At 43.2% G+C, this 14318-nt stretch carries 16 protein-coding genes; 7 read left to right on the forward strand and 9 right to left on the reverse strand.

All coding sequences use genetic code 11. The annotated features are described in order from the left end of the window. Positions 1–65 precede the first annotated feature (65 nt). The 5 genes from ACFSCZ_RS18470 (at position 66) to ACFSCZ_RS18490 (ending at position 4545) form a co-directional block, all read left to right on the forward strand. A complete protein-coding gene (locus tag ACFSCZ_RS18470) occupies positions 66–1565 on the forward strand; it encodes a leucyl aminopeptidase (RefSeq protein WP_380776221.1) in 1500 nt (499 codons plus the stop codon). A gap of 116 nt (positions 1566–1681) precedes the next feature. Continuing rightward, positions 1682–1924, forward strand: coding sequence for a hypothetical protein (locus ACFSCZ_RS18475; RefSeq protein ID WP_380776224.1), 243 nt, complete (start codon positions 1682–1684; stop codon positions 1922–1924). 142 nt (positions 1925–2066) lie between these two features. Then, on the forward strand, positions 2067–2453 hold the full coding sequence (locus tag ACFSCZ_RS18480; RefSeq protein ID WP_380776227.1) for a hotdog fold thioesterase: 387 nt from the start codon (positions 2067–2069) through the stop codon (positions 2451–2453). Between the two features lie 78 nt (positions 2454–2531). After that, positions 2532–2894: a DUF2188 domain-containing protein gene (locus ACFSCZ_RS18485; protein ID WP_380776230.1), complete on the forward strand. Its 363-nt coding sequence runs from the start codon at positions 2532–2534 to the stop codon at positions 2892–2894. A gap of 214 nt (positions 2895–3108) precedes the next feature. Beyond that, positions 3109–4545 carry an amidase gene (locus tag ACFSCZ_RS18490; RefSeq protein ID WP_380776232.1) on the forward strand — a complete coding sequence of 479 codons (1437 nt, stop codon included), beginning with the start codon at positions 3109–3111 and terminating at the stop codon, positions 4543–4545. 365 nt (positions 4546–4910) lie between these two features. On the opposite strand, the gene mnhG is transcribed toward ACFSCZ_RS18490, so the two are convergent. The 9 genes from mnhG to kapB form a co-directional block, all read right to left on the reverse strand. Further along, the gene (gene mnhG / locus ACFSCZ_RS18495) at positions 4911–5261 is read right to left on the reverse strand and encodes a monovalent cation/H(+) antiporter subunit G (RefSeq protein ID WP_380776269.1); all 351 of its coding nucleotides are present in this window, start codon (positions 5259–5261) and stop codon (positions 4911–4913) included. Then, a complete protein-coding gene (locus ACFSCZ_RS18500) occupies positions 5245–5529 on the reverse strand; it encodes a Na(+)/H(+) antiporter subunit F1 (protein WP_380776235.1) in 285 nt (94 codons plus the stop codon). Before ACFSCZ_RS18500 ends, mnhG begins: the two co-directional genes overlap by 17 nt. Continuing rightward, complete coding sequence (locus tag ACFSCZ_RS18505; protein WP_380776238.1) at positions 5529–6005, reverse strand: Na+/H+ antiporter subunit E; 477 nt, start codon at positions 6003–6005, stop codon at positions 5529–5531. Before ACFSCZ_RS18505 ends, ACFSCZ_RS18500 begins: the two co-directional genes overlap by 1 nt. A gap of 24 nt (positions 6006–6029) precedes the next feature. After that, a complete protein-coding gene (locus ACFSCZ_RS18510; protein ID WP_380776241.1) occupies positions 6030–7508 on the reverse strand; it encodes a Na+/H+ antiporter subunit D in 1479 nt (492 codons plus the stop codon). Beyond that, complete coding sequence (locus tag ACFSCZ_RS18515) at positions 7509–7841, reverse strand: Na(+)/H(+) antiporter subunit C (protein ID WP_380776244.1); 333 nt, start codon at positions 7839–7841, stop codon at positions 7509–7511. Continuing rightward, positions 7841–8269, reverse strand: a complete 429-nt coding sequence (locus tag ACFSCZ_RS18520) for a Na(+)/H(+) antiporter subunit B (protein WP_380776247.1) — start codon at positions 8267–8269, stop codon at positions 7841–7843. Before ACFSCZ_RS18520 ends, ACFSCZ_RS18515 begins: the two co-directional genes overlap by 1 nt. Then, entirely contained in the window at positions 8266–10671 is a 2406-nt protein-coding gene (locus ACFSCZ_RS18525; RefSeq protein ID WP_380776250.1) for a Na+/H+ antiporter subunit A, read from the reverse strand. Before ACFSCZ_RS18525 ends, ACFSCZ_RS18520 begins: the two co-directional genes overlap by 4 nt. 339 nt (positions 10672–11010) lie before the next feature. Then, positions 11011–12231 carry an MFS transporter gene (locus ACFSCZ_RS18530; RefSeq protein ID WP_380776272.1) on the reverse strand — a complete coding sequence of 407 codons (1221 nt, stop codon included), beginning with the start codon at positions 12229–12231 and terminating at the stop codon, positions 11011–11013. 327 nt (positions 12232–12558) lie between these two features. Then, on the reverse strand, positions 12559–12963 hold the full coding sequence (gene kapB / locus ACFSCZ_RS18535; protein WP_380776275.1) for a kinase-associated lipoprotein KapB: 405 nt from the start codon (positions 12961–12963) through the stop codon (positions 12559–12561). 209 nt (positions 12964–13172) lie between these two features. Between kapB and ACFSCZ_RS18540 the strand changes: the two genes are divergently transcribed. Continuing rightward, positions 13173–13778, forward strand: a complete 606-nt coding sequence (locus tag ACFSCZ_RS18540) for a peptidylprolyl isomerase (RefSeq protein WP_380776252.1) — start codon at positions 13173–13175, stop codon at positions 13776–13778. A gap of 179 nt (positions 13779–13957) precedes the next feature. Further along, positions 13958–14176, forward strand: coding sequence for a hypothetical protein (locus ACFSCZ_RS18545; RefSeq protein ID WP_380776255.1), 219 nt, complete (start codon positions 13958–13960; stop codon positions 14174–14176). Positions 14177–14318: the final 142 nt, after the last annotated feature.

The following is a 14318-nucleotide window of genomic DNA, read 5'->3' on the forward strand; positions in this document are numbered from 1 at the left end:
AAACAGGATGTAACTCGAAAGTGCCCCTTATTTCGTCTATAATTTTTCTTAAAGGAGGTATGGATATGATTCATTTATTGAACGAAAATCCATTTCAAAGTGAGCGGGAATGTATGCTGGTCGGTTTGATGGATCAGCCTGAAAAATTTGGGGGAGAACTGCAGCCGCTGGATCATGCTTTTAATGGGGAGCTGACAGAGCTAGTCAAAGCCGGGGATCTTTCAGCTAAATATAAATCTGTTTCAATGTTACATAGTTTAGGTCACTCCCCTGTAAAGCGGTTTGTATTCATCGGATTGGGTAAGGAAAAGGAGCTTACATTGAACAGGCTGCGAATGGCAATAGGAAGAGCTTCCAAGGAGTTGAAAAAATTGAAGGTCAGCTCTTTTTCCATTGCATTGGATACATTTATTTCCGGCCAATTTTCTGTCGAGCAAGCTGCGCGGACGATCAGCGAGGCATATACAATGGCTGCCTATGAGTTTGAAGGTTATAAGCAGAAATCGAATGAACCGGATGTCGTTGTGGAACGGATTACACTCTTTACAAAAGAAAGAAACGAGAACATAAAATCTGCAGCAGAGACAGGCCAAATTTTTGGTGCAGCAGTGAATCATGCGAGATCGCTTGTCAACACGCCCAGCAACTTAATGCGTCCATCTGATCTGGCTTCTTATGCAGCCAACTTAGCAAAAGAACTAGATCTGGAGATTGAAATCCTGGAAAAAGAGGAGATTGAAAAGCTGGGAATGGGAGCATTTCTGGCAGTAAACCAGGGGTCTAGTGAATCTCCTTATATGATCACGTTAAAATATCAGGGAAAGAATGAATGGACAGATGTTCTCGGCCTGGTTGGAAAAGGGATTACATTTGATACAGGAGGATATTCCATTAAGCCCAAAAATGGTATTGTAGGCATGAAAACTGATATGGGCGGGGCAGCTTCAGTGTTGGGGGCGATGGAGATTATCGGCCGCCTCAAGCCTAAATGCAATGTTGTGGCCGTGATTCCGGCAACGGACAACGTAATCAGTGAACGTGCTTTTAAACCGGATGATGTCATTACTTCATTGAATGGAAAAACAATTGAAGTCCTTAACACGGATGCTGAAGGAAGGCTCGTACTTGCAGATGCTGTCACGTACGCGAAAATGCACGGTGCTGACCGCCTGATAGATGTTGCTACGCTAACCGGCGGAGTAGTCGTTGCCTTGGGGCTGGATAAAACAGGCGCCATAACGAATCACGAGGAGTTTTATCAGGAAATTAAAGAGGCCTCCGGCAAAACCGGCGAGTATATCTGGCTGCTTCCTTATACTGAAGATGATAAGAAGCGTGTACGCTCCAGTAACATGGCAGATTTGAATAATTCTCCGGGACGTGAAGGCCACGCGATTATGGGCGGAGCATTTATAGGGGAATTTGCGGAAGAAACCCCCTGGGTACATTTGGACATAGCAGGAACGGCCACTACTGAAAAACAAAACGACTTGGGGCCCGCTGGAGCAACGGGTGTCATGGTCCGTACGCTCGCTGTGCTGGCTTTGACAGAAAATTTATCATAAGAGGAGAGGGAACGGGCTTGTCCTTGAGGGATTCGCCTATGCCATCTGGATCTTTGCCGCATACACAGGTATAGAGGGACAATATAAAAACCTTCAAAAAGGAGGATGCCTGTAATATGATGTATTATCGAAATGTGGACCCCTATGACGGAAACCGCTTTTTCTTTGGCGCTCCCCTGCTCGGCAGCTTTGTCGGGGGGTTAATAGGCGGAGGGATTGGCGCTGGTATCGGAAGTGCCTTCTTCAGGCCAAGACCGGTGTTTTATCCTTATCCACCCGTTCCATTTGGGGGAGTCCCATACGGCTACGGAGGGCCTTATGGCTATGGCACTCCATATGGAGGACCTTACGCATATTAAAAGTTTTAAGAAACGGCAAGGGAAACTGTGATCGTTGCAAGCCCCTCGGTTTGACCGGGAGGCCTTTTTTTTACAAAAGGAATACGCAAGATGTGTATCGAAGTAATATAAAATACGATATTGGGATTTGGAGGATGTACATATGGATGACAAGGGATTGCAGCAAGCATTGGGTATTGAATTGGTCGAAATAGGCGACGGAAAGGTCATTGCAACCATGCCGGTGGATGAGCGTACCAGGCAGCCCGTTGGATATTTGCATGGGGGAGCATCCGTCGCATTGGCTGAAACAGCCGCCAGCATGGGAACCGCTGCTTTGATTGATTTGAATAAGGAAATTTGCTTTGGTCTTGAAATTAATGCAAATCATGTCCGCTCCAAGAGAGAAGGAAAGGTGACAGCTGTGGCGGAAGCCGTGCATAGAGGGAAGACGACAATGGTTTGGGATATCCGTATCAAGGATGAAGAAGAGCGCCTGATTTGCATATCAAGATGTACCGTGGCCATTGTCCCTAAAAGGGATCATTAGACGTTCCATAATCAGGGTAGACCTTTTGTTTCATTTTTTACCTTACCGGGAAAAGATATGAAAAAGGAGGTTGCGCCCATGCCTTGGTCAAACAATGATTATCCGGATTCTATGAAAAATCTTCAAGACGATGTCCGTGAAAAAGCGATTGACATCGCCAATGCCCTGCTGGAGGAAGATTACGATGAAGGCCGGGCCATATCCATTGGTATTGCACAAGCTCGAAAATATATGGATGGTGATGAACACCGAACAGAATATCATATCCAGCCGGACGAGGAAGAATGGATTTTAACAAGACAACATACTGGCAAAGCGATTATGCGGGAAGACACTAAAGAAGATTTATTGGAGACCGCCAAAGAGTATGTCAACGAACATGATGGAATTTTGGTTATTCATAAGTTGGACGGTTCGGTGTCTGACAGGCTATATGAATGATAGGGCAAGCTTCTCAAAAGGGTATCGAGCCTTTTTCGAGAAGCTTTTTTTTAATCAAAGTGTCATATCTCCAATCAATTATCCACAAATCTTTTGAATGTATAAACCAGGGGTGTCTCACAGAACGCCCCTCCTGCATTTCTGATTACCTCTGGCAAACAAGCGGACACTTGGTATAATTTAAAATATACCATAGGGAAGGACGGGATCGTTTGTGAAACCGGAACAGCATACATATCAGGGGGATTGGATCCATTGGGATATGGCAGCACTTTCTAAAGCAATCCAGAACAGGCAAATCTCCCCGATAGAAGTAACGGAAAAATTATTAGGGAAAATTCAAGAGGAAAATAAACATATCAATGCATTTATCACCGTTACGGCAGAGGAAGCATTGGAACAGGCGAAAAAAGCTGAAAGCGAGATACATGCCGGCCTGATTAAAGGACCTTTACATGGAGTTCCTATCGCTCTGAAGGACAATATTTATATGAAGAATGTAAAAACAACAATGGGCTCGGCTGTATTTAAAGATTTTTCTCCTGATGAACATGCATCTGTAGTGGAGAAGTTACAAAAGGCCGGAGCTGTACTAGTCGGAAAAACCAATATGCATGAAATCGCTTTTGGTACAACGGGAGATCTTTCTTTTGCAGGGCCTGTAAAAAACCCTTATGATCCGGATAAAATTACCGGAGGTTCCAGCAGCGGTTCCGGGGCAGCTGTTGCGGCTCATCTTTGTTATGGGGCTCTGGGAACAGATACAGGCGGCTCTGTCCGGATCCCTGCTTCATTTACCGGGATTGTAGGCATGAAGCCAACATTTGGAAGAGTGAGCAACTTTGGGGTCTTTCCCCTCAGCTGGACATTGGATCATGTAGGTCCCATGACAAGAACGGTCCGCGACAACGCATTGATGCTGAATGTATTGGCGGGATATGACAATAAGGATCCTTATTCAGTCGACCAGCCTACGGAAGATTATACAGCACTGATCGATTCAGATATTAAAGGCAAAGTAGTTGGTGTTCCCTTCAACGGTTATTTTTCTGGGGGCGATAAGGAAGTAGAAGAAAATTTTCAAAATGCTGCTCAGCTCCTGGAACAACACGGAGCGGAAGTAAAATCTGTTGAACTTCCTGATATGGATACAATTGTAGCAGCATTTCGCACGACATTAACAACAGAAGCCTATGCGGTTCATGAGCAGAACCTTCGAGACTATCCGAGTTTATGGTCCGATGAAATCAGGGAACGCTTAAACTCGTCCAGAGAAACGCTTGCCAAAGACTATATTCAGGCACAGCAGATCAAAAAGCGTGCAATAAGAGACTTTGAGAATATGTTTAAAGAGATCGATATACTCGTCACTCCGACTATACCCATTCTTCCATTTGCTATCGGGGAACGGGAAATTGATGTTAACGGCTCTGTTATTCATAGCAGCCTTTTATTGAACAAATACACCGGGCCGTTCAACATTACGGGACTCCCAAGTCTGTCCATGACTTGCGGCTTTTCAAAAGATGGGCTCCCCATCGGCCTGCAATTGGTAGGCAAATCCTTTGATGAAGCGAACATATACCGTTTCGCGGCAATATTAGAAAAGTATTTAAAACCCCTGGTACAAAAAGGAACAATTGATGAATGAGGAATTAAAGCAGCGCTCCTGTACTCGTACGCCTGATCAAGGAAGAATCAGGCCCGCTTGAGAAAGTGTAAGCTCTAAACACGGTAGTTTCGGGATGAAAAACTCCCGATCAGGTGTAGATCCTGAAACACGGCAGGAATTCCCTGCAGAATCTTCCACTAGAAAATGTGAAATCATAAAAGTGAAATCAACCGAATAAACGCAATGCCCAAAAAAACTAATGGGATTTATACACTTTCACAAGTCTGCCGAAACATTGTTACAGCCAGTTCCTCGGCAGGCATTGTTTTCACTTGGCATAATTAAAAGCCAGCCGGAAAAATCCGGCTGGCCTTGTTTTTTGCAAGCGTCTGAACTACTGTAATTTATTGTTCCAACTCTTTCTTTTTCTCCAAATCATCCCGTACACTGTTCTCTGATAATTTGACGCCGGTATTGTATGCGGCTCTGCTGATCACATGCCCTCCTACAGGGGCTGTGATAAAGATGAAGATGATCCCTAACAAGATCTGTAAATTTATTACCCCTTCATGAAAATAAAAGAATAATAACGTACCTGTCAAAGTAGACATGACTCCGAGGGTCGTGGACTTTGAGGCCGCATGGTTGCGTGTATATACATCAGGGAGTCTGATCACTCCAATAGAGGCAACTAAGCTAAAAAACACGCCAACCAGTATGAAGATGACAATAATTATTTCAGTCGCTCCGGTCATTTTCAATGATTTCTCCCTTCTCCAGGAACTTTGAGAAGGCCACTGTTCCAATAAATGAGAGGATGCCCAGCAGCAAGATAGCATCCGTGTATGCTGTGGTGGACAGCAGCATGGATATGAGCGCTGTGATAGCGATCAAATTAATCCCCATGGCATCCAGGGCAACTACCCGATCCGAAGTGGATGGTCCCTTGATCAACCGTAATAAGAGTATAAAAGAAGAAACGGCAAACCCGATCAGGCCAATTTTAATGACGATCTCCAGCATCAGCGGCTCACCTCCATAATTGCTTTTTCAAAAGATCCCCGTATATCCTCAATCGCTTCATCGACATCCCCGATATCCATCGCATGGATGTAGAGCGTTCGATGATCATCTGATATTTCTACAACAAGAGTACCGGGTGTCAATGTAATTAAATTAGCCAACAGCGTAATTTCCCAGTCGGATGTCAGTTTTGTCTCCAGAGCGAATATCCCCGGATTATTTTTCATCTTGGGCTGCAATACTACTTTTAATACAGCAATATTGGAAAGTACAAGTTCTCTTATGAAGATAAAGAGCAGTTGAATAATCGCAAACACACGGTACATATAAAATCGGGTTGAGAAGAACCTCCGCATGAAAAAAACAACAAGCAATCCAAGGAAATACCCTATGATAAATGTTGATGCACTCATAGAGTTTTCATAGAACATCCATGCAAATGCGAGCATAACATTCAATAATATTTGAAAGGCCAACGGAACCTCGTCCTCCTTTGTCAGTTATTTAAGCACAGCCTCAATATATACGGCCGGATCAATTAATGCTTCCACAGCTAAGGCCACGTAGATGTATACCCATTCGGCAAAAAGTCCATAACCGATGGCAGCGATGATGAGGATAACGATCGGAACCATCATACTGCCAAGCTTTAATTCCGGTTTTTTCATGCTTCCGGCCGGATCTCCCCAGAAACTATTCAAAAATACCCGCATGAGTGAATAGAGCACAAACAGACTGGATAACAAAATAATGAGGGCCCCTATCAAATCTCCGTTGGAAAAGCCGCCATTTACAATTAATAATTTTCCTACAAACCCGCTGAGCGGTGGAATTCCGGCCAGGGCCAGTACGGAAATAAAGAAGGACCAGCCCACAAGCGGATAGTGCTTAATTAATCCACTGAACTTCGTATAATTGCTCGTTCCCGTAAGGTAGATCATCAGACCGACAAGAAGGAAAAGAACCGCCTTTATAATCATGTCATGAATGATATAGAAGACTGACCCGGTCAGGGCGTCGGCATTCATGCTTCCGATCCCGTAGGTGATAACACCAATGGCAATGATAATATTGTAGATAACGATCATTTTCATATCCTTGTAGGCGATTGCCCCAATTGAACCCAGAATCACAGTGATGAGCGACAGAATGGCCAGAAGCTTATGTGTAAATCCAATATCGTGATAGAAAAATAAGGTATAGGTTCTAAGAATAGAATAAACTCCGACCTTGGTCAGCAATGCTCCGAACAAAGCAATAATCGGTACAGGCGGTGCATAATAGGAACCTGGCAGCCAAAAGAATAATGGGAAAATGGCACCTTTTAACCCAAATACAATTAAAAACAGGACAGCCAGCACAGTTAAAATAGCAGGCTGGTTAATTTCTGCGATCCGCTGTGAGATATGCGCCATGTTCAATGTACCGACAATAGAATACAAATAGGCAACGGCAATAACAAACAAAGCTGAGGATGTAATGTTCACAATAATGTACTTGATCGATTCACGAAGCTGTATTTTGGTTCCTCCAATTACAAGCAATACATAGGAAGCCATCAGCATCACTTCGAAAAAGACGAACAGGTTGAAAATATCCCCCGTCGTAAATGCTCCGTTCACTCCCACAATCAAAAACTGTACAACAGGGTAATAAAAGTAACTTTCTCTGCCCTTGCCGATCGTCCGGAAGGAATAGAGAATACAGCAAAAAGCGATGAAGGATGTGGCTGTTACAAGAAGAGCCGAAAGCATATCTGAAACAAGTGTTATCCCAAAAGGTGCCTGCCAGTTTCCCAAGTCCAGCGTCTGAATGCCTTCACGATAAATCGTATGAACGAGAATGATTGATGCAGCAAGCAAACCTGCCGAAGAAATGGCGGATATCCAACGCTGGGCAATCACATGATTTTTGAAGAAAATTAATAGAATGGCAGTGACAAATGGGATGACGATAGGCAAAATTAATAAGTTGATCATTTATTCCGTACCCCTCATCTCGTCTATGTTATCTGTCCCCAATTCTTGGTAGGCTCTGTATGCCAACACCAAGGAAAAGGCTGTCACACCAAAACTAATCACAATTGCCGTTAAAATCAGGGCTTGGGGAAGGGGATCCACATATTTATCTGCATGTTCTCCAAGAAGCGGAACCATACCATCTCCCAGCCCAGCCATCGTTAATAATGTCAGATGGGCACCGTGACTTAAGATACCAGTCCCGATAATGATACGAAGCAGACTTTTCGACAGCATCAAATAAACGGCGCTGGCAAACAATATTCCAATTAATACCGACATAAAGATTTCCATTATTCTTCTTCTCCTATCGTTTGAATAATGGTCATCGTTGAACCAACGACAACTAAATACACCCCTATATCAAACAACACGGCTGTATGGAGATGTGTATCCCCTAGGATGGGCAGCACAAAGGCATCATGTGCGTGTGTTAAGAAGGGGACATCGAAAACAAGTCCTCCCAAACCGGTTCCGACTGCAAACAGCAGACCCACTGCAATCATGATCCGATAGTCAATCGGAAGACTATGAACCACTGTCTTTATATCAAATGCCAGAAGCAAGAGAACAATTGCACCGGAAGTTAGCAGTCCACCGACAAATCCTCCTCCCGGATTGTTATGTCCGGCAAAAAATATGTGAAGGGCGAACAGCAGAATAATAAAGGAAACCACTTTCGTTACGGTTTGTAAAATCAGATCGTTGGTCTTTTTTTTCATGAGTCCTCCCTCCTTGACAGGCGCAGTTTGATCATTCCGTATATACCAAGCGCGGCAATGCCGAGAACGGCGATTTCAAATAATGTATCAAAGCCCCGGAAGTCAACCAAAATGACATTGACCATATTATGGCCTCCAGCCTTATCGACTGTGTTTTCAATGTAGTATTTTGATATGGATTCGAATGATCTGTTGCTTAATGCCGAGAAGGCGATAAGTGTGACAATCACGCCCACACCCCCAGCTACAAGAGCATTGGTCAGTTTAAAGCCCATACGTTCTTCTTTTCGGCTGATTTGCGGCAAATGATAAAATGCCAGCAAAAACAGAGCAACAGATATCGTTTCAATGACAAGCTGTGTTAATACGAGATCGGGAGCCCTGAATAGAACAAAGAACAGAGCAACAGTATAGCCAATCGCTCCCAGTGCAATAATGGACGTTAATCTTGATTTGGCAGCCAAAATGGTCATACATGCTCCAATGATTATCAACCCAAGTACAATCTCATACAGGCCGGCTGGAGCCATGTTTTCCATCGAAAAAGCAAAGGCATCCTTTTTAACCATGGAATACGATAAAATCCCCACAATGGAGGATAGCATATACACCATATACGTCCGAATCGAACCGGTCATAAAAGCACGGGTTAAGCCCCGGGAAGCATGTTCTGTCCTGATCAGGCTTTGGTCATACAAGTGATTCAGCCCAAGTTTTTCAGGAAGCCATTGATATATCCCCTTCCATTTTGGGAACGTAACATACAGAAATGTCCCGAAAACAATAATTCCGATGGTCATGTACAATTCCGGTGTAAAGCCGTGCCAGAAGCTTATATGAGTATTAAATGATTGTCCCGCATCGATCAGTGCCGGTGAAATAGCGATCGCTGCCGGCTCGATGATGAATGTGGATAAAAGGTTTGGAAAAAATCCAAAAATCACCACCAGCGCTCCCAGCATCAAAGGTGGAAGCAGCATGCCAAACGGTGCTTCGTGCGGCTCCTTTTCCAATTGGTCCGGCTGGTATTTTCCAGTAAACGTTTTAAACAAAAGCAGCATGCTATATACAAAAGTAAATACGCTTCCAATCCATGCCAGTACAGGAAACAGGAATCCCCACGTTTCCATATTGAAGATATCCAGTGATAAGACATTGACCATGGAAGCCAAAAACATTTCCTTACTCAAAAATCCATTAAATGGCGGCAGCCCAGCCATCGAAAATGTGCCGATCAGGGCGATAGTAAACGTGACGGGCATGAGCTGCATCAATCCGCCAAGCCTGCGAATATCTCGGGTACCGGTTTCATGGTCAACAATTCCTGCCACCATAAATAAACTTCCTTTAAATGTGGCATGGTTGATCAAATGAAAGACTGCGGCGAATGTGGCAGCCATATAGATGTTGTCATCTAAATAAGTATAATGAAGGGCAGCTGCTCCGACTCCGAGAAGCGACATGATCAGGCCAAGCTGGCTAACAGTCGAAAATGCCAAAATGCCTTTTAAATCTGTTTGCTTTACTGCGTTAAAAGAAGCCCACGTTAAAGTGAAAATCCCCACCCCGCCAATGAGCCAGAACCACAATGCATGTTCCGCGAAAATAGGATTTAAGCGGGCGACAAGGTAAATCCCGGCTTTAACCATGGTTGCTGAGTGCAGATAAGCACTTACAGGAGTTGGCGCTTCCATCGCATCCGGAAGCCAAATATGGAATGGAAACTGAGCAGATTTTGTAAAGGCACCCAGCAGAACCAAAAGTAAAGCCGGAACAAAGAATGGGTCAGCGTAGATGATATCTGCCATCGATATGATTTCTCTGATGCTGAAAGTTCCTGTCATCAGATAAAGCAGCAAGAATCCGCCAAGCATCGCCAAACCGCCAAAAACAGTGATCAGCATGGATTTTTGTGCACCATATCTGGAGCGCTCCCTATGGTTCCAAAAGCCAATCAGCAGAAAGGATGAAAAGGAAGTCAGTTCCCAGAATGTATAAAGTACAATAAGGTTGTCTGACAAAACTACTCCGAGCATGGCTCCCATAAATAGCAGGATATAAAGATAGAAATGATTTAACTTTTCCTTTGCTTTAGATAAATAATAGACTGAATACAGGATCACCAATGTTCCTATGCCTGTAATTAATAAGGAAAACAATAAGCTGATTCCATCAATATAAAGAACAAAGTGAATGCCAAGGGATGGAATCCAGGCAACTGTCCGCTTAATTGTTTCCCCGGCAGCTGTCATAGGAATAAAGGATAAAAAGTAAATAAATAGTGTTAGTGGCAGTATGAAAACAATCCACCCAGTGTGTATTTTGCGAACATACTTATACAACAATGGAATGAAAATGGCTAGAAAAAAGGGGGCGAGTGTAGCCCAATGCAAGACTGACAAAGAAAGTTCCTCCTTTTTGAAATTGCTAGATTTATGGCGCCATACCAATTTGGGGAGATCACTGTATGAGCCGGCCTGTTGAAATGAAAAAAGGAGTCTGTCACTAAAGCGCATAGATCGCCCTTTGGTGACAGACTCCTCCTAAAAAAGATTTATCATGTTTTACGTGATAAGCTAACTAAATTGACTACAGAGAGTATACCATACGATGATTGGATTGCAAAGTTTTTTCGTCAAATGATTTGCAAAATCGTCAATCAACCATCGGATTTTTCTATGGTCAAATCTCCTTTATCCCGGCCTCTTGCTCATCACTACCGGCCAACTGCTCAGAAGACTTCATTGCCCTCGGCGGGGGCTTGGCTTTTTTACCTTCCGGGTTTGCTTCACACTCCACCAAAGCATCCAGAAGCCCAAAAGAAACAGACCGCCTGTAACATAAAAAACGGAGGAAATTCCAACATATCCCGATACGATTCCACCAAGCATCGGTCCGAAAACGTTGCCGAGAAAACGGAAACTCTGGTTGTATCCAAGAACTTCCCCCTGAAGTTCAAACGGGGCTTCCATTCGGATGTAGGCCGTGATGCACGGCAGCATTCCGCCTATGGACATTCCAAATAGGAATCTTAATATGACCAGCTGCCAAAGATCTGTGACGAACGCTTGAGGAACAATAAGCGTTGCTGCCAATATAAGCAGAATCATCATCACTTTGTCATAACCAATATCGTCACCAAGTTTTCCCCACCTTTTCGTAAGAAGCAGGTTACCGAACCCGGTTGCCGAAAAAGCCAAACCTGATAAAAATGCGACATTGTCTGCACTTGTTAATTCACTCACATAAAGGGAAAGGAGGGGTTGGATGCTGAATAATCCAGCTTGAACAATAAAGGCGATCCCCATAACACTGACTAGCATCCGGTGTTGCAGAATGATTTGGATTACTTTTTTTCTGGAAGGACGGTTCTTTTGCTTTTTTGACTCATTGTTTGACTTTTCCACAATCCCGAATAATACAACAAGCGTTGCAAGCACGATTGAGGATGCGGTAATAATAAACGTATACTGAAAACCGAAAGAATCGGCCATCACACCGCCAAGCAGAGGACCGAAAAGTGTGCCGGATACTGTCCCCATCTGTAAAATTCCAAGTGTTTCACCCGCTATTTTCTTGGGTGTCTGCTTTGCAATGAGTGCAATAGAAGTCGGAATGAAACCTGTTACGATTCCCATGACAAGCCTCAATAAAAAAAGCCCATGAACATGATGCATGAACCCCATAAGAAAGATACTTGCAGAAATTCCAAAACCATTAATCAGCAGTATTGGCTTAAATCCGTATTTATCACCAATTCTTCCCCATATAGGAGACATGAGAAAAGCTGTAACAAAAGTAATACCAAAAATAAAACCCGACCAGCGTTGGACATATTCATCGCTGAACTCACCGAATGTTTCAATATAAAGAGAAAGAAAAGGCATCACCATTGTCATGCTTCCTGCAATGATAAAGTTACAGACCCACATGATCCACAAGTTTCGCTTTTCGATACTGATATTAGCACCTTCTTGTATAAAATACTTCGTTTTTCTAGATATAAGTATACTTTTACCGGGGAAATATTCAACGAATACAGCTCGGAGAGCCATCTTCCCCGTGATTTACCTCTTTAACTTAAATGGATAACAAGGGCCGGAGAGCATATGAGCAGATATCTATACCCGGAAGCACAACAATTGAAACATCCCGTTGTATTTTTGCTTCATTTTTGAGGGAAATACAAAAAGCAGGCAAAAATGCCTGCCGGCGGATCAGGGCTTAAGGGGGTTCTGGCGGTAAATGGGCAGCCCTTGGAAACTTAGTGATATCGGTCGTATGCCGTTTTATTGAATATCAGGCCATTCAATACCATACATGATCTTATATTCCGGAATCAATACTTTTAATGCCTCCAAGCTGCGCCTGCTGAAAGGGTCATCGGGTTTGGAAACCAGTTCATCATAGAATTTCAGGACAGCATCTCTTAAACTGTCCTTATATGGAGGCACATCCTCTTTATATGGCCGGACCATATTGGACGGAACCTGAATTTGCTCCCGGTACGCATGTGCTTTTCTTTCGTGAAAAAATGGTACATCAACTTCACGCGGATGATGGAGGTTTCCCTGCATGGGATGTTTTAAAACTGCAAGAACCCGGACTACATACATATCCGGATGTATTTCCGTAATTTCCCCGACATAGGACCCTGTCTTTCTGAATGCTTTGACAATCTGCCCTTTTTCCATCATTGATCACCTCTATGCTTCTATTATGGCTGACTGAAGGTTAAAATGAAAGAATGATGATTTTATGCTGTACATGCTGTAAAGTAAACAGTGGAGGTTTTGGTAAGTTGGGAAAGCGGATACTTTTTGCTTTTTATTGTATGATGGTATTTCTGGTATCCGGTTGCGGCCAGGATGATCAACTTGAATGGAAGAAAGGAGATTCAAACATGTCTGAACAAACAAATTACCCGCAATTGACAAATGAAGTAGCGGAAAATGAGAAAGTTGTCCAAATGAATACGAGTATGGGGTCTATTAAAATGAAGTTGTTTCCGGAACAAGCTCCAAAAACGGTGGAAAATTTCATGAAGCACAGCAAAGACGGATATTACAACGGAATTATCTTTCACCGTGTCATCAAAGACTTCATGATTCAAGGCGGAGATCCAACCGGTACAGGGAGAGGCGGCGAAAGCATTTACGGTCAGCCGTTTGAAGATGAATTTTCCATGGAACTTTTCAATTTGCGAGGAGCTCTATCGATGGCAAATGCCGGACCGGGCACAAATGGCAGCCAATTTTTCATTGTCCAAAACAGCCAAACGGACCCTCGAATGAAAGGTCAAATGGAACAGGCCGGTTTTCCTAAGGAAATTATTGATGCCTATATGGAGAACGGAGGTACGCCACACCTTGACCACCGTCATACGGTATTTGGCCAAGTGATTGAAGGGATGGATGTTGTAGATAACATTGCAAATGTGGAAACTGGTGCGGCTGACAAGCCTGTAGAAGATGTAACAATTGAAAGTATTGATATTATTAAAGAATAAATGCTTATTAAACCAAGAGCTGTTAGGAAATTGGTGGAAAACTGATTTCCTGGCAGCTTTTTGTCTTTGAACAATACATGCACGGCACGCTTCACACAATTGCCACCATCCCTTGTTGGAACTGCCTTACCCGATTGGTTATAATGAAAGTATACTTTCTATGAAGAAGGGATGTTTACATGCTGTCTATTTTACAGTCATTTGTATTATATATGCCGTTTTTATATTTTCCTGAAGACAAGTCGGAATATATTCCTGCCATGATTTCCATGGCGATCTTTGGTGTTGCCTGCGTATTGACTTTTATTTGGATCAGAAAGATTTCAAAGAAACAAGAGCTTAAAACGAAAGAGATAGAAGAGCGGATAAATCAAGAAAGAAACAGCAAACAAGTATAAGCACCTTACCAGGTGCTCAGGCTGTCGAGAAACCCTCGACAGCCTTTTTAATTATTTATAATACTTGTTCTTTCACCGTTTTAATTTGTTAAAATAAAAATAACAAAATATGGCGGTGATAAAGTTGCTCCATACAAAATCA

Source organism: Siminovitchia sediminis (genome assembly GCF_042680885.1).
Classification (GTDB): domain Bacteria; phylum Bacillota; class Bacilli; order Bacillales; family Bacillaceae_C; genus Siminovitchia; species Siminovitchia sediminis.

Bases quoted from the DNA above. Each gene is read 5' to 3' on its own strand.
- ACFSCZ_RS18510 (WP_380776241.1), bottom strand. From the start codon at position 7,508: ATGATCAACTTATTAATTTTGCCTATCGTCATCCCATTTGTCACTGCC.
- mnhG (WP_380776269.1), bottom strand. From the start codon at position 5,261: ATGACCGGAGCGACTGAAATAATTATTGTCATCTTCATACTGGTTGGC.
- ACFSCZ_RS18470 (WP_380776221.1), top strand. From the start codon at position 66: ATGATTCATTTATTGAACGAAAATCCATTTCAAAGTGAGCGGGAATGT.
- ACFSCZ_RS18515 (WP_380776244.1), bottom strand. From the start codon at position 7,841: ATGGAAATCTTTATGTCGGTATTAATTGGAATATTGTTTGCCAGCGCC.
- ACFSCZ_RS18480 (WP_380776227.1), top strand. From the start codon at position 2,067: ATGGATGACAAGGGATTGCAGCAAGCATTGGGTATTGAATTGGTCGAA.
- kapB (WP_380776275.1), bottom strand. From the start codon at position 12,963: ATGGAAAAAGGGCAGATTGTCAAAGCATTCAGAAAGACAGGGTCCTAT.
- ACFSCZ_RS18485 (WP_380776230.1), top strand. From the start codon at position 2,532: ATGCCTTGGTCAAACAATGATTATCCGGATTCTATGAAAAATCTTCAA.
- ACFSCZ_RS18520 (WP_380776247.1), bottom strand. From the start codon at position 8,269: ATGAAAAAAAAGACCAACGATCTGATTTTACAAACCGTAACGAAAGTG.
- ACFSCZ_RS18545 (WP_380776255.1), top strand. From the start codon at position 13,958: ATGCTGTCTATTTTACAGTCATTTGTATTATATATGCCGTTTTTATAT.
- ACFSCZ_RS18540 (WP_380776252.1), top strand. From the start codon at position 13,173: ATGTCTGAACAAACAAATTACCCGCAATTGACAAATGAAGTAGCGGAA.
- ACFSCZ_RS18500 (WP_380776235.1), bottom strand. From the start codon at position 5,529: ATGCTGGAGATCGTCATTAAAATTGGCCTGATCGGGTTTGCCGTTTCT.
- ACFSCZ_RS18475 (WP_380776224.1), top strand. From the start codon at position 1,682: ATGATGTATTATCGAAATGTGGACCCCTATGACGGAAACCGCTTTTTC.